This is a genomic window from Asticcacaulis sp. P2_B1 (assembly GCF_056404915.1).
This window is the reverse complement of sequence record NZ_JBFUDD010000005.1, coordinates 98,928-116,696: the sequence shown is the minus strand read 5'-3', so window position 1 is coordinate 116,696 and position 17,769 is coordinate 98,928. Positions and strand designations below refer to the sequence as shown.

The 17,769-nt window shown below is 60.2% G+C and carries 17 protein-coding genes and 1 riboswitch; of the genes, 9 read left to right on the top strand and 8 right to left on the bottom strand.

Annotated features, from left to right (window positions below; all coding sequences use genetic code 11):
- Window positions 1–390 precede the first annotated feature (390 nt).
- The 4 genes from AC1DX3_RS13925 (at window position 391) to rpmB (ending at window position 4,275) form a co-directional block, all read left to right on the top strand.
- Window positions 391–909: a CarD family transcriptional regulator gene (locus tag AC1DX3_RS13925; RefSeq protein WP_476989912.1), complete on the top strand. Its 519-nt coding sequence runs from the start codon at window positions 391–393 to the stop codon at window positions 907–909.
- A gap of 165 nt (window positions 910–1,074) precedes the next feature.
- Window positions 1,075–3,027, top strand: coding sequence for a CocE/NonD family hydrolase (locus AC1DX3_RS13920; RefSeq protein ID WP_476989911.1), 1,953 nt, complete (start codon window positions 1,075–1,077; stop codon window positions 3,025–3,027).
- Window positions 3,028–3,045: 18 nt separating this feature from the next.
- The gene (locus tag AC1DX3_RS13915; protein WP_476989910.1) at window positions 3,046–3,798 is read left to right on the top strand and encodes a hypothetical protein; all 753 of its coding nucleotides are present in this window, start codon (window positions 3,046–3,048) and stop codon (window positions 3,796–3,798) included.
- A 183-nt stretch (window positions 3,799–3,981) separates the two neighbouring features.
- A complete protein-coding gene (gene rpmB / locus AC1DX3_RS13910; RefSeq protein ID WP_476989909.1) occupies window positions 3,982–4,275 on the top strand; it encodes a 50S ribosomal protein L28 in 294 nt (97 codons plus the stop codon).
- A gap of 228 nt (window positions 4,276–4,503) precedes the next feature.
- Here rpmB and AC1DX3_RS13905 read toward each other — a convergent pair whose 3' ends face one another.
- The 5 genes from AC1DX3_RS13905 to AC1DX3_RS13885 form a co-directional block, all read right to left on the bottom strand.
- Complete coding sequence (locus tag AC1DX3_RS13905; protein WP_476989908.1) at window positions 4,504–5,469, bottom strand: esterase-like activity of phytase family protein; 966 nt, start codon at window positions 5,467–5,469, stop codon at window positions 4,504–4,506.
- 128 nt (window positions 5,470–5,597) lie between these two features.
- Complete coding sequence (gene cobT / locus AC1DX3_RS13900; protein WP_476989907.1) at window positions 5,598–7,460, bottom strand: cobaltochelatase subunit CobT; 1,863 nt, start codon at window positions 7,458–7,460, stop codon at window positions 5,598–5,600.
- Window positions 7,461–7,475: 15 nt separating this feature from the next.
- Window positions 7,476–8,477 (bottom strand): cobaltochelatase subunit CobS, encoded by a 1,002-nt coding sequence (gene cobS, locus AC1DX3_RS13895; RefSeq protein ID WP_476989906.1) that lies wholly within the window; start codon window positions 8,475–8,477, stop codon window positions 7,476–7,478.
- A 98-nt stretch (window positions 8,478–8,575) separates the two neighbouring features.
- Window positions 8,576–9,025: a GFA family protein gene (locus tag AC1DX3_RS13890; RefSeq protein ID WP_476989905.1), complete on the bottom strand. Its 450-nt coding sequence runs from the start codon at window positions 9,023–9,025 to the stop codon at window positions 8,576–8,578.
- Between the two features lie 100 nt (window positions 9,026–9,125).
- On the bottom strand, window positions 9,126–9,788 hold the full coding sequence (locus AC1DX3_RS13885) for a J domain-containing protein (RefSeq protein WP_476989904.1): 663 nt from the start codon (window positions 9,786–9,788) through the stop codon (window positions 9,126–9,128).
- Between the two features lie 68 nt (window positions 9,789–9,856).
- Here AC1DX3_RS13885 and AC1DX3_RS13880 point away from each other — a divergent pair, with 68 nt between their 5' ends.
- The 3 genes from AC1DX3_RS13880 to AC1DX3_RS13870 all read left to right on the top strand — a co-directional run bounded on the left by AC1DX3_RS13880 (window position 9,857) and on the right by AC1DX3_RS13870 (window position 13,796).
- Window positions 9,857–10,150: a BolA family protein gene (locus AC1DX3_RS13880; protein WP_476989903.1), complete on the top strand. Its 294-nt coding sequence runs from the start codon at window positions 9,857–9,859 to the stop codon at window positions 10,148–10,150.
- A gap of 127 nt (window positions 10,151–10,277) precedes the next feature.
- Complete coding sequence (locus tag AC1DX3_RS13875; RefSeq protein ID WP_476989902.1) at window positions 10,278–11,585, top strand: TadE/TadG family type IV pilus assembly protein; 1,308 nt, start codon at window positions 10,278–10,280, stop codon at window positions 11,583–11,585.
- Window positions 11,586–11,619: 34 nt separating this feature from the next.
- Window positions 11,620–11,807: riboswitch (cobalamin riboswitch) on the top strand.
- A 153-nt stretch (window positions 11,808–11,960) separates the two neighbouring features.
- Window positions 11,961–13,796, top strand: coding sequence for a TonB-dependent receptor plug domain-containing protein (locus AC1DX3_RS13870; protein ID WP_476989901.1), 1,836 nt, complete (start codon window positions 11,961–11,963; stop codon window positions 13,794–13,796).
- A gap of 435 nt (window positions 13,797–14,231) precedes the next feature.
- Here AC1DX3_RS13870 and moaC read toward each other — a convergent pair whose 3' ends face one another.
- From moaC to AC1DX3_RS13855, 3 genes are read right to left on the bottom strand one after another with little or no spacing between them, the layout of a single operon-like run.
- Entirely contained in the window at window positions 14,232–14,711 is a 480-nt protein-coding gene (gene moaC, locus AC1DX3_RS13865) for a cyclic pyranopterin monophosphate synthase MoaC (RefSeq protein WP_476989900.1), read from the bottom strand.
- Window positions 14,704–15,162, bottom strand: a complete 459-nt coding sequence (locus AC1DX3_RS13860) for a molybdenum cofactor biosynthesis protein MoaE (RefSeq protein WP_476989899.1) — start codon at window positions 15,160–15,162, stop codon at window positions 14,704–14,706. Before AC1DX3_RS13860 ends, moaC begins: the two co-directional genes overlap by 8 nt.
- Complete coding sequence (locus AC1DX3_RS13855) at window positions 15,159–15,389, bottom strand: MoaD/ThiS family protein (protein ID WP_476989898.1); 231 nt, start codon at window positions 15,387–15,389, stop codon at window positions 15,159–15,161. The genes AC1DX3_RS13860 and AC1DX3_RS13855 overlap by 4 nt, the downstream gene beginning before the upstream one ends.
- Before the next feature lie 146 nt (window positions 15,390–15,535).
- On the opposite strand from AC1DX3_RS13855, the gene AC1DX3_RS13850 reads away from it, so the two are divergent.
- Window positions 15,536–16,702 carry a polysaccharide biosynthesis protein gene (locus AC1DX3_RS13850; RefSeq protein ID WP_476989897.1) on the top strand — a complete coding sequence of 389 codons (1,167 nt, stop codon included), beginning with the start codon at window positions 15,536–15,538 and terminating at the stop codon, window positions 16,700–16,702.
- Window positions 16,703–16,706: 4 nt separating this feature from the next.
- Window positions 16,707–17,765 (top strand): hypothetical protein, encoded by a 1,059-nt coding sequence (locus AC1DX3_RS13845; protein ID WP_476989896.1) that lies wholly within the window; start codon window positions 16,707–16,709, stop codon window positions 17,763–17,765.
- Window positions 17,766–17,769: the final 4 nt, after the last annotated feature.

Genomic DNA, 17,769 nt, shown 5'->3' with positions numbered 1-17,769 from the left:
ACATAGAGGCCATCGACACTTTATTTTGTCGTAAAATTGTGATATAAGTCTCGGTATTGCAAGAGTCGTTCGGCCTTCTTCTGTCCTTGCTGAAAGGATATTCCCAGACCTCATGACACGCGCAAATCTTCGTTTGTTTTTATGCGTTCGGACTGGCGCCTTAGCGGCAGCCTGTAATGCACCATCGACGCAGGTCGGATGACAATCTTGTCTTAGTCAGGAAATGGCGCGCAATTCATAGGTCCTCTTGGGAAATCCCTCCAGGTCGTGTTTTTTGTGCGCTTTGTTGTATGCCACGGTGTTCTCCTCAATACCGGGCCTGAGCCTTTCTGACGCCCAAAGACGGATCGCATCCTCTCTGCCCTAGCTTTAAAGCGAAAGGGATACCCAATGTCCGCAGACACCCTCACCCTCTCCCGTCATGACTTCGCCGTAGGCGACAAGGTCGTCTACCCCGCCCACGGCGTGGGCCAGGTCGCGGCCGTCGAGACCCAGGAAGTTGCCGGTTACTCGCTTGAAGTTTTTGTCGTCACCTTCGACCATGAAAAAATGACCCTGCGCGTACCGACCAAGAAGGCCAAGACGGCCGGCCTGCGTCACCTGGCGGCCGACGCCGTCATGTCGCAAGCCCTGGTCACCCTGAAGGGCCGCGCCCGCATCAAGCGCACCATGTGGTCGCGCCGCGCTCAGGAATATGAAGCCAAGATCAACTCCGGCTGCCTGGTGTCGCTGGCCGAAGTCGTTCGCGACCTCTACCGCTCCGACAGCCAGCCCGAGCAGTCCTACTCGGAACGCCAGCTCTATGAGTCGGCGCTCGACCGCATGGCCCGCGAAGTCGCCGCCATCGAAAAGATCGATCGCGACCAGGCCGTGGCTATCCTCAACAAGAACCTGACCAAGGCCGCGTAAGCGATCGGGTTAAGGGATAAGAATGAGCCTTCCGGTTTGCGCCGGAAGGCTTTTTTTATGCCTGGCTACGACCACTGAGTCACCGAACAAATTTGATTGACGGTTGACAATGTAACAAGTCGGCCTACCCCTTGCTGCCGGGACTGATCGCAACAGGGGTGAACCATGACACGTGCCTATAGCCTATCCAGCGCGGCGATGGCCGCGGTACTGACTCTGATGCCCTTGGCCGCAACGGCCAAGGCGCCGCCGCCGGCCTATGGCGAGACGCCGGCGCATTTCGCCGTCAATCCCGACCAGGCCGATTACACCCGGCGCGAAGTGATGATTCCGATGCGCGACGGCGCCAAGCTGCACACCGTCATCCTCATCCCCAAGGGCGCCAGCCACGCGCCCATGCTGCTGACGCGGACGCCCTACGACGCCAACGGATTGACGACGCATAACCCCAGCACGCATCTGGAATCGGTTCTGCAGGGCTATGACAATGCCGCCGATATTATCGTCGCCGGCGGCTTTATCCGCGTCGTCCAGGACGTGCGCGGCAAATATGGCTCCGAAGGCACCTATGTCATGAACCGGCCGCTGGCCGGCGGGACGCTGAACCCAACGAACGTAGACCATGCCACCGACACCTATGACACGATCGACTGGCTGGTCAAAAATGTCAGCGAATCCAACGGCAAGGTCGGGATCATCGGTATTTCCTACGACGGTTTCACGCCGCTGATGGCCCTGGTCAATCCGCACCCGGCCTTGAAGGTCGCCGTGCCGATGAACCCGATGGTCGACGGCTGGCGCGGCGACGACTGGTTCCACAACGGCGCCTTCCGCGAGCAGAACATGCCCTACATGTTCGAGCAGACCGGTACGCGCGACAATTCGGCCAAGTGGCTGTCGGCCTATCATGACGACTATAACCTTTATATGCAGGCCGGAACCGCCGGCGAGCTGGCCCGGCAATACGGTATGGACCAATTGCCTTTCTGGCAAAAAATCACGACGCATGCCGCCTATGACAGCTTCTGGCAGGACCAGGCGATGGACAAGATCGTCGGCGCCCAGCCGCTGAAGGTGCCGGTCATGGTGGTCGGCGGGCTGTGGGACCAGGAGGACATCTACGGCGCCCTGGCCGTCTATCGCGCTTTGGAAGCCAAGGACACCGGCAACGACAAGGTCTTCCTGACGCTTGGACCGTGGTACCATGGCCAGCAGATCGACACCGGCGATCACTTGGGCGCCGTCAAGTTCGACGCCGATACCGCCAAGCAGTTCCGTTGGCAGGTCCTGCTGCCGTTCCTCGATCACTATCTGAAGGACGACGCGCCGGCGATGGATGTAGCACCCGTCAATGCCTTCCAGACCGGCGCCAATGTCTGGCAAAAACGCGATTCGTGGCCGGCCCCGTGCGCGACGGACTGCGCCACGGCCGACCGGAAGCTCTATCTCGAAGCCGATCGTGGGTTGGGCTTTGCTGCGCCCGCCGGAGACGGCGCCGACGCCTATGTTTCCGATCCGACCAAACCCGTGCCGTTCCGGGCGCGGCCGATCCAGCCGGTCGGCTATGGCGGCGCCTTCACCTGGACGCAATGGCTGGTCGACGACCAGCGCGAGGCCTCCGGCCGGCCGGATGTCCTGACCTATGAGACACCGGTGCTCGATGCAGCCGTCACCTTGTCCGGGACGCCGATCGCCAATATCATCGCCTCGACCAGCGGGACCGACGGCGATTTCGTCGTCAAGCTGATCGACGTCTATCCCGACGAGGTCCCGAGCCAGCCCGAGATGGGCGGGTATCAGTTGCCGATCGCCATGGATATCTTCCGCGGCCGCTATCGCGAGGGTTTGGATCACGCCACGCCGATCAAGGCCGATACGCCGCTGGCCTATCGCTTCAACCTGCCGGCGGTCAATCACGTCTTCGCCAAGGGCCACCGCATCATGGTGCAGATCCAGTCGAGCTGGTTCCCGCTCTATGACCGCAACCCCCAGACCTTCGTCGACAATATCTTCTTCGCCAAGCCGGAAGATTACAAGGCGGCGACGATCAAGGTCTTCCACGCGACGGATCAGGCGAGCTTTATCGACCTGCCGGTGGTAGCAGCCGGCGGCCAATAGTGGATGGTGGCGAATCTTATGAGCATCATAAGCAACAGGGCGGCATTATTGGTTATTATGTGCGTCGCATGCACGCCAATATCAGCTTGCAAAGCTAAAGAGCAACGCGGGACTGGCAAGCCCATAGATACTGTGAGCGACATCCGGAAGCTCGCTCCACTTTTGTCTGTTGTAAAGGCAAATGGAGTATCCGTTTGGATCGAATATCATACTTCGTGCGCCTCGGATGTTTTAGAGGACATACCTCTCGACCTTGGCATAAATAGCGATACTAAAAATGGCAAAGGCGACGCTTTGTCTGCGATTCAGGACATGGTCCGAGGCGACGAGGGCGTTTCGGTTAGCCAAGTTCGTCCCGGACTTGTTGGCATCAAAAGTGATGTTGCAGGGCCGCCAATCCTTCAAGCGAAGCTCGTTGACCTAGAGCTTACTGAGACCGATCGCTACAATCCCACTTACGCTATATGGGCCGGGATTAGCGCCAGCCGCGCTTCGCTGCAGGCTTTGCGCGTCAGGCATATCCTCACGACGGGTGGTGGCTTAGGTGAGCTGCCCTCCAAGAATCGTCCACACCTGAACCCATCCGCCAAATACGAGACACTTGAGAATCTACTGGATGATGTGACTCGAACGTTTGGCGGCATTCTCGTTTATAAAGAATGTAGTCGCTCGGACGGCACGCATATATTCGATATCGACTTTAATCGAAAAGACGATGACTACGATTTCGAGAACGAAGGGGATTTCATCGGCGCGTCATCTAATCCCTGACGCGATGGCCTGATCCCACTCGCCATAACTCGAAAACCTCGTTCTTTCGCCAACAGAGCGTTTGAGCTTAAGAAATCCCTGATTTCCTCTTGACCGGACGGTTAGGTTTGCCTATAGACGCACCTCTCTCGCGACGGAGAACTCCGCTCGCGTGCCCATTTTATTCTAGCCAAGGTGCATCCCATGTCGCGTCGTTGCGAACTCACCGGTGTCGGCCCGATGGTCGGCCACAGCGTGAGCCACTCTAACATCAAGACCAAGCGCCGCTTCCTGCCCTCCTTGCGTCAAACTGCTCTGGCCTCGGACGCCCTGGGTCAATCCTTCCGCCTGAAGATCACCAACGCCGCCCTGCGCACGCTGGACTTCCGCGGTGGTCTGGACGCTTTCCTGGTCAAGGCTGACGATGCCGATCTGTCGATCCGCGCCCGCCGCCTCAAGAAGCAGATCAAGGACAAGCTGGCTGCCGCTCAGGCGTAAGCTTAAGGTCTTTGTAGATATTTAAGCCCCGCAGGTCCGCCTGCGGGGCTTTTTCTTTGGGTTAACGGACGTATGTCGGCAAAGTGGCTCCACCACCATCGCACGGGCGTCCCCGTCAGCTTCGCTACATGGTCCCTCCCCGGCAAGCGGAGAGGAACACATTATTCTTGATCCTCCCCGCTTGCCGGGGAGGGGGACCGCGCCCGCAGGGCGTGGTGGTGGGGCGCCTTACTTAACCCAATCGAACATCAGGATCTTTGGTTTGTCGCCGTCATGCAGGCCGTCACAGATAAGATAGAGGCGGTAGCCTGTGCCGGTTTTGACAGCCGCCACACCTTCATAATTGTCATAGGGCAAGGGCGGCGCAACGCGCGCCAGGTCGGCGACCTTGACCAGGCGATTGCCTTCCAGACGCAGCAGGCGGACGACATTGCGCGGGCCGTTGAAGGGGTCATAATAGCGATAGAGGGCGAGAATCGCATGGTCGTCGTCCGGTAGAGGCGCCAGGGACGACAGCATGTAGAGAAAGCCCGGCACGGACGGGCCATCGACCGATGTACAGACAAAAGTGCTCATGGGGCAGCGCCAGAAGCCGCCGGCTTCGACGCCGATCAGCAGCCCGTCGCCGGTGGCTTCGTGAAAGTAACTCAGGCCTTCCATGCCTTCGTTATTGGGGAAGACCGGCAGGCCGGCGAGCGGCAATTGCCGTGGTGTGCCGCCCCAGGCTGTGCCCGGCGCATAGGCCATGATGCGTTGAAAGCGTTCGAAAGAAACGAAACGTTCGCCGGTGGCCGGATTGAGCGCGATATCTTCGGCGTCGTTGAAGTCGCGGTTGATCGCGGTCTTGCCTTCCTTGTCGCGCAGCAGCTCGATCTTGACCGGGCTGTCGAGCAGGCCGCCCTTGCCGTCGGGTGCCATGGTGAAGGTGATGCCGGCGCCAAGGTCGCTGATGGCTTCGACTTTCAGGCCATCACCGTCCACAGTGAGTTGCAGGTCGGACAGGCCATCGACCTGTGAGGTGCCGTGGGCCGTGACCTCATAGCCCCCGACATAACGGACTTGCGGGTTCAGGGCGCCCTTGTCGACGATCGCCGGCAAGGCACGGAAGCTGACCGTTTCGCCGCCATAAGGCACCGGTTCGGCGGTGGCTGCTGAGGCAAGCAAGGCAAAAGCTGCAAGACACACGAAACGCATTTAACTTCCTTCTATCTCCAGGCCGGTAGAGGCCCAGATTTTGGATGAGTGGCTAGCCGGCTAGCGACGCGGGTATATTGATACCCGCTAGCGACGACTGCGACGCCAATCGCCAAAAGATGGAGTCTCTACGGTTCTGAAAAGAGCTCGGTAAGTTTTTCCATCAGGCCACCGGCGAGGTGTTCAACGTCGATCAGGGTCAGGGCACGCTTGTAGTAGCGCGTGACGTCGTGGCCGATGCCGATGGCGACCAGCTCGACATGGCGGTGCGAGGTCTTGGGCGCGGACTGGATATCGTCGATGACGCGACGCAAATGGTTTTCGAGATAATGGCCGCTGTTGACGCTGAGGGTCGAGTCGTCGACCGGCGCGCCGTCGGAAATCACCATCAGGATCTTGCGCTGTTCCGGGCGGTTGATCAGGCGCGAATGGGCCCATTGCAGGGCTTCGCCGTCGATGTTTTCCTTGAGCAGGCCTTCGCGCATCATCAGGCCGAGATTCTTGTGCGTTCGGCGCCACGGATTGTCAGCGGCCTTGTAGATGATGTGGCGCAGATCGTTGAGACGGCCGGGACTGGCCGGCTTGCCGTCGCGCACCCACTTTTCGCGCGACTGTCCGCCCTTCCACGCCTTGGTGGTGAAGCCGAGGATCTCGACCTTGACGCCGCAGCGTTCGAGCGTACGCGCCAGGACGTCTGCACAGATGGCGGCGACCATGATCGGGCGGCCGCGCATCGAGCCGGAATTGTCGAGCAAAAGCGTCACCACCGTGTCGCGGAACTCGGTGTCTTTTTCCTGTTTGAACGACAAGGGCGCCGACGGATCGACGATGACGCGCGTCAGTTTCGAGGCGTCAAGCACGCCCTCTTCGAGGTCGAACGACCACGAACGGTTCTGTTGCGCCAACAGCTTGCGTTGCAGGCGGTTGGCCAGGCGCGACACGACCGAAGCCATATTGGCCAGCTGGGCATTGAGGAAGCCGCGCAGGCGTTCCAGTTCCTCGGGGTCGCACAATTCCTCGGCCGTCACCACCTCGTCGAAGTCGCGGGTATAGACGTCGTAATCCTTGCGTACCTTTTCCAGCGGCGTGTCGTCATCGCGGCGTTCGGCCTCGCCGGCCTCGCCGTCGGGGATTTCGTCCGTCGAAGATTCCGACGCCATCTGCGGGTCGCCCTGCATCTGGGTGTAATCTTCTTCGCCCTCTTCGGGTTGGTCCTGGCCTTGTTGTTCCTCGGCCTGGTCGGGCTTTTGTTCGCCGTCGTCGGGCTTTTCCTGGTCCTCGGCGTCGTCCTTGGGGCTGTCGCCTTCGGACTCGCCCTCCTCGCCCTCGTCCTTCCTTTCGTCCTCGGCGTCCTGGCCGTCGTCTTCCATATCCAAATCGGTGATGACCCGCCGCGCCATGCGGGCAAACTCAGCCTGATCGTGGATATAGGGCATCAACTGACGCAGGCGTTCGCCGGTCTTCTTCTCGATGTCGCTGCGAAAAAAATTAATAATGCGCTGGATAAGGCCCGGAACGGCGTCGCCCGTCAAAATTTCGCGGGTGATTTGCCCCAACATTGAGGCAAGGCCGACCTCATCCTTGGTTTCACGGCGTGCGATTCCGCTACGCTCCAAAGCCCCGACATTGGCCGCGTTCAAATTTAGCCGGACGCCCTCCATGGCCTTGGCGCCAATGGCTTCAAGCCGAGCATCTTCCAAGGCATCGAAGGCCTCGGCACTGGCTTCGTCGCGTGGACGGGCACGGGCGTGAACGATATCGTCGTGATGAGCGATACGCAGCGCCATGCGGTCTGCGACACCGCGAATCTGCTCCGCCTGTTTGGGATTAAGATCGCGCGGCGGGTGCGGCAGGATCAGCTTGTTGCCATCCAGCCGCGGGCCGTCTGAGCCGAAGACGACCTCGAGCTCAGAGTCTTCCGCCAGGGCGCGGGTGGAATGCACCAGTGCCTTTTTGAACGGCTCGCTGAGGATGGTCGGCTTGGTCGCCATGGGTGGCAGAAGTCCTTAGATCACCTTGACCTTCAAGGCCGATTCCTTGACGTCGGTGCCGAAGGCGCGTTGGTAGAACTCGGCCAGGGTATGGCGTTCCAGCTCGTCGCTCTTGTTGAGGAAGGACAGGCGGAAGGCCAGTTCCGGATCGTTGTTGAAGATCAGGGTGTTCTGCGCCCAGGTGATAACGGTCCGCGGCGACATGACGGTTGAGATGTCGCCATTGGCGAACGCCGAGCGCGACATGTCGGCGACGCGCACCATGGCTTCGATCATCGGCCTGCGGGCGGCTGTATCGAATTCCGGCACCTTGGCCAGGACAATACCGACCTCGGCTTCGTGCGACAGGTAGTTGAGCGTAGTGACCAAAGACCAACGGTCCATCTGGCCCTGGTTGATCTGCTGGGTGCCGTGATAAAGCCCGGTCGTGTCGCCGAGACCGATCGTGTTGGTCGTCGAGAACAGGCGGAAATAGGGGTTCGGCTTGATGACCTTGTTCTGGTCGAGCAGGGTCAGGCGGCCTTGCGCTTCGAGCACGCGCTGGATGACGAACATGACGTCGGGGCGGCCGGCGTCGTATTCGTCGAACACCAGCGCGACCGGGCGCTGGATGGCCCACGGCAGGATGCCTTCGCGGAATTCGGTGACCTGCTGGCCGTCCTTCAGCACGATGGCGTCCTTGCCGATCAGGTCGATCCGCGAGACGTGGCTGTCGAGATTGACGCGGACCATGGGCCAGTTGAGCTTGGCGGCGACCTGTTCGATGTGGGTCGACTTGCCGGTGCCGTGGAAGCCCTGGACCATCACCCGGCGGTCATAGGCGAAACCGGCGCAGATGGCCAAGGTCGTCGCCGGATCGAAGCGGTAGGCATCGTCGATGTCGGGCACGTGGCTGTCGCGCTTCGAAAAGGCCGGCACCATCATGTCGGAATCGACGCCGAAGACGTCACGTATGCTGACTTTCTTGTCGGGGACGTGGTTCAGCAAAGGGTCGGGTATTTCGAGCTCGGCAGGCATGATCGATCAGGCTTTCGGGTGCGGAACGTTACGGGTTTCAGCTAAGACCTTAAGGTCCCTGAGACAACTCAAAACTTGCCCAACCGTGAAGTTTTTTCCTAAGGCTCGTCAGGGGCCTGGTAGCTGATCAGTTGGTCGAGGAAGGGCGCGGCTTCAAGATCGTCCATGGTCGTGCGCACCGGCCAGGCATTGAGGTGGTCGAGATAGGCGATACGCGATTCGACGCCATACTGGATGATGGGTTCGAGCTGGTCCGGATGATCGAAGGCGCCGATGGCGACCGCCATGCCGTCGGGCGCTTCGTAGGTGAGGGGTGTGCCGCATTCCGCACAGAAGCCGCGCTGCACCAGGTTGGAGCTCTGGAAACGCTTGGGTTCGGCTTTCGTCCAGCGGAAATCCGTGCCGCGGACGGAGACCAGCGGCGCGAAGAAGCTGCCGAACGCCTTTTGGCACATGCGGCAATGACAGATCGAAGCGTGCGTCAAAGGCCCGGTGACTTCAAAACGCACCGCACCGCATTGGCAACCGCCCTTAACGATTTGCGTCATGGGTTTCCGTCCGTAGGCCCCCTCCGTCAGCGACGCGGCCTGCGGCCTTGCGCTGCCACCTCCCCCGTTTCGCCCCATGGGCTCACAAGGGAGGAGATTCTTAAGCCAGACTCATTTTCTTCAAGACTTTGTACGCTTTTATCACGCGCTGCAGCTTGTCTTCGGCCGACCGGTCGCCACCGTTGTTGTCCGGGTGGCAGCGCTTCAGCATCTCAGTATAGCGCACGCGAATCTGTTCAGCCGTAGACCCGACTTCAAGGTCGAGATCGGCAAAGGCCTGGCGTTCGATCTTGCCGAATTGGCGGGCGGCCGGGGCAGCCTTGTCGCGCAAGGGTGCTGCGCCCGCGCCGAAGACGCTGTGCGGATCGAAGAAGGTCTTTGAGTTGGTGCCCTTAACGGCGGCATTGGCGGCTTCGCGGCTCAGGCGCGAGGCACGGAAGGCCCAGGTCGGGCGGTCGCCGGTCGCGGTCGATTCGCGGTGCCGTCTCGCTTCGCCTTCGCTCATGCCGGCGAAGAAGTTCCAGTTCTTGTTGTACTCGGCGGCGTGGCCGGTACAGAAATTGTAGTACTCGTTCATCATGTCGCGCGATTTCGGGGCGCGCGCCGTCGATGCCTTATGGCACTCAGGCCATTCGCACTGGATCTGCCCAGGTTTCAAATGCAGGACATCGTCCTCCGGACGGCGCGTATGTTCCTCGCCTTCCTTGGGCGGACGGATACGCATATCCATGAATTTGGGCTTGTACTTAAATCCTTCGCTCATATGATGAACTATGATCCTAAAATCTTAACAGAGGGTCGAGAAACTTAACGGATGAAGAGGGCCGAATTATGGGCGCCATCGCCGATCGCTTGAGATCGAAACTTGACCAGGCCCTCCGTCCCCGGGTTCTTGAGATAACCGACGACAGCGCCAAACATAGTGGGCATTCGGGTGCGCGTGAAGGGGGGGAGAGCCATTTTTCCGTGTTAATCGTATCCGAAGCCTTCGAAGGCCTGGGTCGTGTGGCGCGACAGAGACTGGTCAACGTCACTTTGGCGGAAGAATTGGCCGGTCCGGTGCATGCGCTTAGCCTGAAAACCCTGACGCCTGCCGAATCGAAAGCCGAATCGGGCGCGGAATAAAACCTTGTCGGCGCTCAAAACTCCTTAAGTAATTTGTGCGATCCTGTCGGCCTTGACATAAGGTTGGGGCGACCAGGTGCTGCAAAACTTGAAGAGATTTTGGCGAAACCGCGCGGGTAACACCGTCATGATGTTCGCCCTGGCCATCCCGGCGATCTTTATTGCCGTCGGCGGCGCCATCGATTTCAGCCGTGTCACCCAGGCCCGAGCCGAGCTCCAGGACGCGGCCGATGTCGCCAGCGTCGGCTCGATCGCCGTCAATTCCCCCGCCTTCAAGGCCGGCCTGTCGATGACCAGTGGCGATATCCCGATCGGCGCCACCAAGGCTCAGACCATTTTCGCCGCCAACCAGCAAAAGATGGCCGACGTGTCGAACATCAAGGTAACGGCCAAGGTCACCAAGGTCGACACTACCATGACCTCGGTCGTCACGGTCACCGGCACCTACAAGACCTATATGCTGGGCCTGATCGGCCTGAGTACATTGCCGGTCAATGTGAAGTCGACCTCGTCGGCGACCGTCCCGCCCTATATCGATTTTTATCTGTTGCTCGACAACAGCCCCTCCATGGGTCTTGGGGCAACCTATGCCGATATCGATAAATTGGTAGCCGCTACAGCCAATTCCCCGGGCAAGGAAAAAAGTTGTGCCTTCGCTTGCCATGAAACCGGGCCGTTCAGCGGCGCCCATCCTGCGACTACCCCGGAACGCTATACCTTGGCCAAAACCTTGGGCGTCACGTTGCGAATCGACGTTGTGCGCCAGGCGACACAAAACCTGATGACGACGGCGAAGAAAACCGAAAGCCTGGCCGGACAGTACCGGATGGCGATCTATGATTTCGGGCTGTCCGCGGAGACGATCGACCAGCAAAACCCTGTGCCCTATCTGGTAAGTGCGCTGACCAGCGACCTTGACGGATCAGCAACCAAAGCGGCGACCATCGATCTGATGACCGTGCCCTATCAAAATTATAACAACGACCGGCAAACCAATTTCAAGTCGATGTTGACGGGAATGAACATTATTATTCCTGCGTCCGGGGATGGCACCTCGTCCGGCAAACCACAGCAGGTCCTGTTTTTTGTCTCGGATGGTGTCAATGACGGCTATGATTGTTCACGTAACGACGGCAATCCTTGCCGCAGCATTACGCCCCTGGATACGACGCAGTGTAAAGCCATGAAGGCGCGCGGTGTCAAAATTGCCGTGCTATATACGACGTACCTGTCGCTTGCGGGCAAAGACAAGTTCTATGACCAGCATGTTGCCGGCTATGTACCGCCCAAATCGGGTACCGATCAAATCGCCGCCCAAATGGAAGCCTGCGCCTCGCCCGGATTCTATTTCGAGGTCAGCCCCAGCCAAGGCATTTCCGATGCCATGAACGCCCTGTTCACCAAGGTTATCTCGGTCGTTCGGATCAATTCGTAACGGATGGCTTGACGGCATAGGCGTCTGCCATTAGTCACCGACCTGTGCCAATGGTGCTTCCCTTACGGGAAGATAATAGGGAACCGGGTGTAACTCCCGGACTGTCCCCGCAACTGTAAGCGCCGAGCTTTGCTGCCCTATGTCACTCGTGCAAGCGGGGAAGACTGCAGTTCAAGCGTTCGAGACGCGAGTCAGGAAACCTGCCTTGGCTGTCGTCCTTTGCGTAGCCGGGAAGTGCAGCGCGAGCGGGGAATGAAGCCGGATGCCAGGATTGGGTGCGGCGTCAATCAACTCGAGAGACGATGTTTTGTCAGCCTGGCGGCTGCGAACCTTCGTGTCCGCCCGGCTTTCGTCCCTGACCGAAAGGCCGTTTCCGTGTTGAAACCCGCCCTCCTCCTCACCGCCTCCCTGCTGGCCTTTCCCGCCTGCCTCCACGCCGAACAGACCACCGAAGTCGTCGTCACCGTCACCCGCGAGAGCCTACCGGTGTCAAAACTCGGCCAGCCGGTCGATGTCCTGACCGCCGCCGACATCAAATCCTATCAATCCCTGTTCATCGCCGACCTGCTCACGCATACGACCGACCTGACCGTGGCGCACAATGGCGGACCGGGTGAAGCCGCTGCTGCCTCGATCCGCGGCGCCGGCGCCGACCATACCCTTTATCTGCTCGACGGCATCCGCCTCAACGACCCGTCCCAGGTCGGCGGCGGCACCAATCTCGGCCTTTTGACCACGGGCGACGCCGATCGCATCGAAGTCCTGCGCGGACCGCTGTCGACCCTTTGGGGTTCGGGCGCCCTGGGCGGCGTGATCAGCATCACCAGCCATACGCCCAGCCGGCCGCTGGAAGGCGGCTTTGCCCTCGAAGGCTTCGATCGCTACGGCTCGGCACGTGCCGATATTGGCGGCAAGCGCGGCGGCCTGACCTGGGGCCTGGCCGGCAGCGCCTATAATGACGACGGCGTTTCGGCCTTCGCCGGCGGCACGGAAAAGGACGGCTTTGCCCAAACCTCCCTCCGCGGCCGCCTGGCCTACGACCTGGGCGCCACCACCCTGCACGCCTTCGCCAGCAAGACCCACAGCCGCAACGACTATGACGGCTACGTCCCGCCTTTCTATAATTTCGGCGACACCGGCGACTTCGGCAAGACCGACACGACCATCGCGGCCGTTGGTTTGACCAACCGCTACAGTGCAGGCGAACAAAGCCTGTCCCTGGCTGAAACCGATACCCAACGCGACGATTTCTACGAAGGCGGCACACCGAGCTTCAGCGCCCGCGGCCATATCCAATCGGCCGATTACCATGCCTCGTATAGCTTCGGCGCCACGCGCCTGCTGGGCGGCTTGGCCTATGAACGCGACAGCATGTCGGGCGACAGCCGAGCCTCGGCCACCCTGGCCAGCATCTATGGCCAGGTGACCCGCGACTTCGGTCCGGTGGCGGCCAGCTTAAGCGCCCGTCACGACGATGCCTCCAGCTTCGGTGGACTCGATATCGCCCAAGTGTCCCTGAGCGCACCCGTCGCTGAGCATTGGCGTCTGCATGCCAGCGCCGGTACCGGCGTCAAGGCGCCCAGCCTGTATCAGCTTTACAGCTTCTACGGCACGGACAGCCTGAAGGTCGAGAAGGCCGTCAGCATCGATGCCGGCGTCGATTACACCTTCGGCAACGGCGTCGTGACGGCGACCGTGTTCGAGCGTCATGTCCGCGACCAGATCGATTTCGTGTCGCCGGACGCCAGTCATTGCACGGCGTCGCAGATCTTCGGCTGTTACGCCAATATCGACCGCACCCGCGCCATCGGGCTGGAACTGGGTCTGACCCAGGACCTGACCGCCAGCCTGCATTTGAAGGCGAACTATACCTTCTTGGGCACGCGCAACCAATCGACGGGCTTTGCCGGCAACCGTCTGCCGCGGACGCCGGAACAGCTGGGCAGTGCCGACCTGAGTTGGGACGCGACGGATCGGCTAACCCTCGGCCTGGGCGTCCGTCATGCCGGCGAGGCCTTCGACGACGTCTATAACGGCCGGCAGCTGGACGCCTATACCCTGGCCGATCTTCGCGCCAATTATGCGTTGAATGACCGGTTCAGTCTTTATGGCCGTGTCGAAAACGCCGGCGACACGCGGTATGAGACGGCCGCCGATTACGGCCAGACCGGCCGGCGCCTGTGGTTGGGTATCCAGGTACGTTTATTTTAGACCTATCCCCTAAATGGGGGGTGCGGTCAGGAAATTGTCTGAGTAAGGTGACAGCGTTCTTTCAGAACGATTTCATATCAGACCAGCCGCAGGAGCTCCAACTCTCCTGCGGCTTTTTTTGCCGCGATGAAAGCGCCGATAGCGGTATCGCCCTGCCGACGAGATTCGGAGTAGCCCGTGCCCGATACAGGCATAACCCGCACTCCGAATCCCCGGCCGGCCAGATTGATGCGGTATTATAATACTGCTAAACTGCACATCGCCACATGACATTGCCGGCCACCGATTAGGCCGTGCAAGGACCATCATGGCCGGACATCGGAGATTCGGAGCGCCGATTTTCCTGAATTATGGCAACGGCTACTCCGAATCTCGCCGCCAGGTATTTCGACCGGCCAGGGGCCCGCTAAAGCAAATCCATGCTTTCGTCTGTCTCTATTGGCTCTCGGCGTTGAAATCCGCCTTGCCGCCCGACTTGGCCACGACCTCGATACCGCCGATGACCATGGTCTTATCGACCGCCTTCAGCATGTCGTAGAGGGTCAGGCCGGCAACGGCGACGGCCGTCAGGGCCTCCATCTCGACCCCGGTCTGGCCCGAGGTGCGAACCTCGGCGCGAACCGAAAACCCCGGCAGGGCATCGTCCATGGCGATCTCGACCATGACCTTGGTCAGGCTGAGCGGATGACACAGCGGAATCAGGTCCGAGGTCCGCTTGGCCGCCATGACGCCGGCCAGTTCCGCCGTCGAGATGACCGCGCCCTTGGGTGTCTTGCCCTGGCGCACCAGGTCGAGCGTAACCATGGCACAGGTCAGGTGGCCGACCGCCACGGCTGTCCTCGCTGTGACGGGCTTGGCCGAGACATCGACCATGCGGGCACGGCCGGCCTCATCGACATGCGACAGATCAGTCATGCTTCCACCTTTGCAAGTCTTCCGTGTCCACGGCGCGCGGCTCGATCCAGCGCGAACCGTCCGCGGTTATTTCCCGCTTCCATAATGCCGCCTCGCTTTTCAACCGGTCCATGGCGTAGTCGACCGCCTCGAACGCCGCCCGCCGGTGTTTTGACGCCGCCGCAACGAAGACGATCGCCTCCCCCACCTTGACCTCGGCGCAGCGATGCAGGACCGTCAAAGCCGTGACATCGAAACGCGCTATCGCCGCCGCGGCAATCTCTTGCAGCGAACGTTCGCTCATGCCGGGATACCAGTCGAGATAGAGGGCCAGGGTTCCGGCATCGCCACGCACCACGCCGGTAAAACTGACCACCGCTCCGGCCGCCCCGTGGACCGCCATGAACGCCGCTTGAGCCTCCACGGCATCGAGATCGCCTTCGAGCAAACGCACATCCAGCATCGCGCTCATCCTCCCGAAAACAGCGAGAAAAAGGCGACCTCATCGCCGTCGCTCAAGGTTTGGTCGGCTGTTGCCTGGAACTGATTGACGCTCATACGCACCGTTGCGCGCGTCGCTTCGTCGAACAAACTGTCGCGCAAGGCGATCAGGCTCAGCCCTTCGGCTGGCCGATCCACCGTCATCCGCCGGCGGCCGGCGACATCCGCCATGCGTCCGAAGAACAAAACCTCAACCATGACTGTTATCCATGACCTTGCCCATGACCTCGACGGAAACTTCCCCGCCATAATTGCAAAATTCTACACTTATCAGAGCTTAAGCGCTTGATAAAAGAGTCATAACCGTTTCAATAGCGTGGATTAGATACAACGCCGGATTATTCATGAGCCTGCCCAATTACCGACTTTTGCGCTTGCTCTCACGGCTTTCAGGCAAAACTCCCCATAGTCTGCCCCTGCCCGATCCCAGTGATCCGACGTCATTCAAGGCCCTGCTGCACCGGCCGCAAGTCTATCTCGACACCCAGGCGCTCAAGAGTTTCTATGCCGGCAAGCGCATTATGGTTACCGGCGCGGGCGGTTCGATCGGTTCGGAAATCGCCAAGCAGGCCTTGTCTTTGGGCGCCGCCCACGTCTCGCTGATCGATCACTCGGAACTGGCGCTCTATGAGATCGACCGCGCCATCCGCCAGGACTTCCCCGGTGTCTGCGCCCGGCCGATTCTGTGTTCCATCCGGCGCAAGGAGCGTTTCGCCGCCGTCGTCGCCGAGCAAAAGCCGGACGTCATCTTCCACGCCGCCGCGTTGAAACACGTGCCGATGGTCGAAATGAACCCGTCGGAAAGCGTGCTGACCAATGTGTTGGGTACCCAATATGTCATCGACGCCGCGAAGGCCGCGGGGGTCGAGCAACTGGTTCTGATCTCATCCGACAAGGCCGTGGCGCCGTCGTCGCTGATGGGCGCCACCAAGCGGTTGGCCGAGCATCTGATCCGCACGCAGATTTCCGGCACCCACCAGGCCTGCGTCGTCCGTTTCGGCAATGTCCTGGGCTCGACCGGTTCGGTCGTGCCTTTGTTCAAGTCGCAAATCGAGCGCGGCGGACCGATTACCCTGACCGACCGCGAAGCCGAACGTTATTTCATGACCATTTTCGAGGCGGTGCAGTTGGTCCTGACCTCGGCCATGAACAACGCCCAGACGCCCGACCACAAGTCCGGCCTCTACATCCTGGAAATGGGCACGCCGATCAAGATCTACGACCTGGCCAAGCGCATGCTGGAACTGTACGGCCTGCGCGAAAAGGATATCGAGATCACCTTTACGGGCTTACGCGAAGGCGAGAAGATCACCGAAGCCCTGGTCGACGACAATGAGGTGCGCCAGGCCCTGCTGCCCGGGATTTTCGAAGTCGCCAACCAGGCCAATGTCGAACCGATCCCCGACGCGGTGATGCAGACCCTCTACGGATTGGCCCAGGAAGGCCACGACGAACAGGCCAAGACCATGGTGTTCAACCTGGTCAAATCGTTGCGCGCTCCGCAAGGATAAGGCCGTGCCGGTCAAGCTTGCCATTGTCGGCACGTCCAATTCTGTTTTGCGTATCGGCTATGTCAGCGGCCTGGCCCGCACGGACGGCATCGACATTATCGCCAACATGTCCATCGGTTCCAGCCACTCGATCCTGGCGCCCATGGCGATCCGGGACGAAGTCCTCGACGAGGCCGATTTCGTCATTTTCGACTTTACGGTCAACGAACAGCGCGCCCTGAACCGGCAGATGTACAATCTCGACACCATGCGCGAGATGTTCTTCTACCTTTTGGCAAAGTGTCAGCGCCACAGCGTTGTCCCGGTCTTCCTGTTCATGCCCATGCGTTTGCACGAAGACGGCTATACCGTTATGGCCGAGTATATGGCCCTGTGCGAGCGGTATGGCGTTTTCTATGTCGATCCCTCGCCACTGGTCAGGTCCGAAGCCGCCCGATTAGAAAAAACGTGGCACGACGTCTTTTCAGACTTTCACCACTTGATCCCTGAGGTGGCCGAAAACGTCGGTTGCTACCTCGGAGAGGCGCTGAAAACCATTGACCTGTCGAAGGGGCCTACGAACAGGGTATCCAGTCCGGACTTCACCTTTGCGCCGGCGCCGCCTTTCGCCGATGGACTGAGCGTTATCGATCGCGCGACCGCCCTGATCCGCTGCAGCCTGGTCCGCATGGTGCCGGGGGAAAGCATGACCGTTTCTGTTGACGGCGACGCGTCTGTCGTCGGCATTGCGCTGAACATGTCACGCACCAATGCCAATCTGCGCCTGGAAGGCCGTACTCGCATGATAAAACGGCTGGCTCACCCAAATTATGATGTCAAGGCCGGGCTCAGAGCCGTGGTCTGGCAGTTAATGACCCCTCTCCAAACCGCCGACGGGGGTGTGTTGTTGACTTGCGAAGCCGACCGCAATGATGACAGTATCGAATCCAACGATCACTATGCCCGGCACATCCATCACGCCAGACCTGAACTTGAAATCGCCGGCTTGATCTTGCGCAGCGCCACCCGTTCTACCGAACTGGACTGGCCGGCGTTTAACCGTCCCAACATGACGTTGATATAAACCA

Excerpts from the sequence above, each read along its gene's own strand:
- AC1DX3_RS13850 (WP_476989897.1), top strand. The coding sequence starts at position 15,536 with ATGAGCCTGCCCAATTACCGACTTTTGCGCTTGCTCTCACGGCTTTCA.
- AC1DX3_RS13875 (WP_476989902.1), top strand. The coding sequence starts at position 10,278 with ATGATGTTCGCCCTGGCCATCCCGGCGATCTTTATTGCCGTCGGCGGC.
- AC1DX3_RS13880 (WP_476989903.1), top strand. The coding sequence starts at position 9,857 with ATGGGCGCCATCGCCGATCGCTTGAGATCGAAACTTGACCAGGCCCTC.
- moaC (WP_476989900.1), bottom strand. The coding sequence starts at position 14,711 with ATGACTGATCTGTCGCATGTCGATGAGGCCGGCCGTGCCCGCATGGTC.
- AC1DX3_RS13890 (WP_476989905.1), bottom strand. The coding sequence starts at position 9,025 with ATGACGCAAATCGTTAAGGGCGGTTGCCAATGCGGTGCGGTGCGTTTT.
- cobT (WP_476989907.1), bottom strand. The coding sequence starts at position 7,460 with ATGGCGACCAAGCCGACCATCCTCAGCGAGCCGTTCAAAAAGGCACTG.
- rpmB (WP_476989909.1), top strand. The coding sequence starts at position 3,982 with ATGTCGCGTCGTTGCGAACTCACCGGTGTCGGCCCGATGGTCGGCCAC.
- cobS (WP_476989906.1), bottom strand. The coding sequence starts at position 8,477 with ATGCCTGCCGAGCTCGAAATACCCGACCCTTTGCTGAACCACGTCCCC.
- AC1DX3_RS13905 (WP_476989908.1), bottom strand. The coding sequence starts at position 5,469 with ATGCGTTTCGTGTGTCTTGCAGCTTTTGCCTTGCTTGCCTCAGCAGCC.
- AC1DX3_RS13855 (WP_476989898.1), bottom strand. The coding sequence starts at position 15,389 with ATGGTTGAGGTTTTGTTCTTCGGACGCATGGCGGATGTCGCCGGCCGC.
- AC1DX3_RS13915 (WP_476989910.1), top strand. The coding sequence starts at position 3,046 with ATGAGCATCATAAGCAACAGGGCGGCATTATTGGTTATTATGTGCGTC.
- AC1DX3_RS13860 (WP_476989899.1), bottom strand. The coding sequence starts at position 15,162 with ATGAGCGCGATGCTGGATGTGCGTTTGCTCGAAGGCGATCTCGATGCC.
- AC1DX3_RS13925 (WP_476989912.1), top strand. The coding sequence starts at position 391 with ATGTCCGCAGACACCCTCACCCTCTCCCGTCATGACTTCGCCGTAGGC.
- AC1DX3_RS13885 (WP_476989904.1), bottom strand. The coding sequence starts at position 9,788 with ATGAGCGAAGGATTTAAGTACAAGCCCAAATTCATGGATATGCGTATC.
- AC1DX3_RS13920 (WP_476989911.1), top strand. The coding sequence starts at position 1,075 with ATGACACGTGCCTATAGCCTATCCAGCGCGGCGATGGCCGCGGTACTG.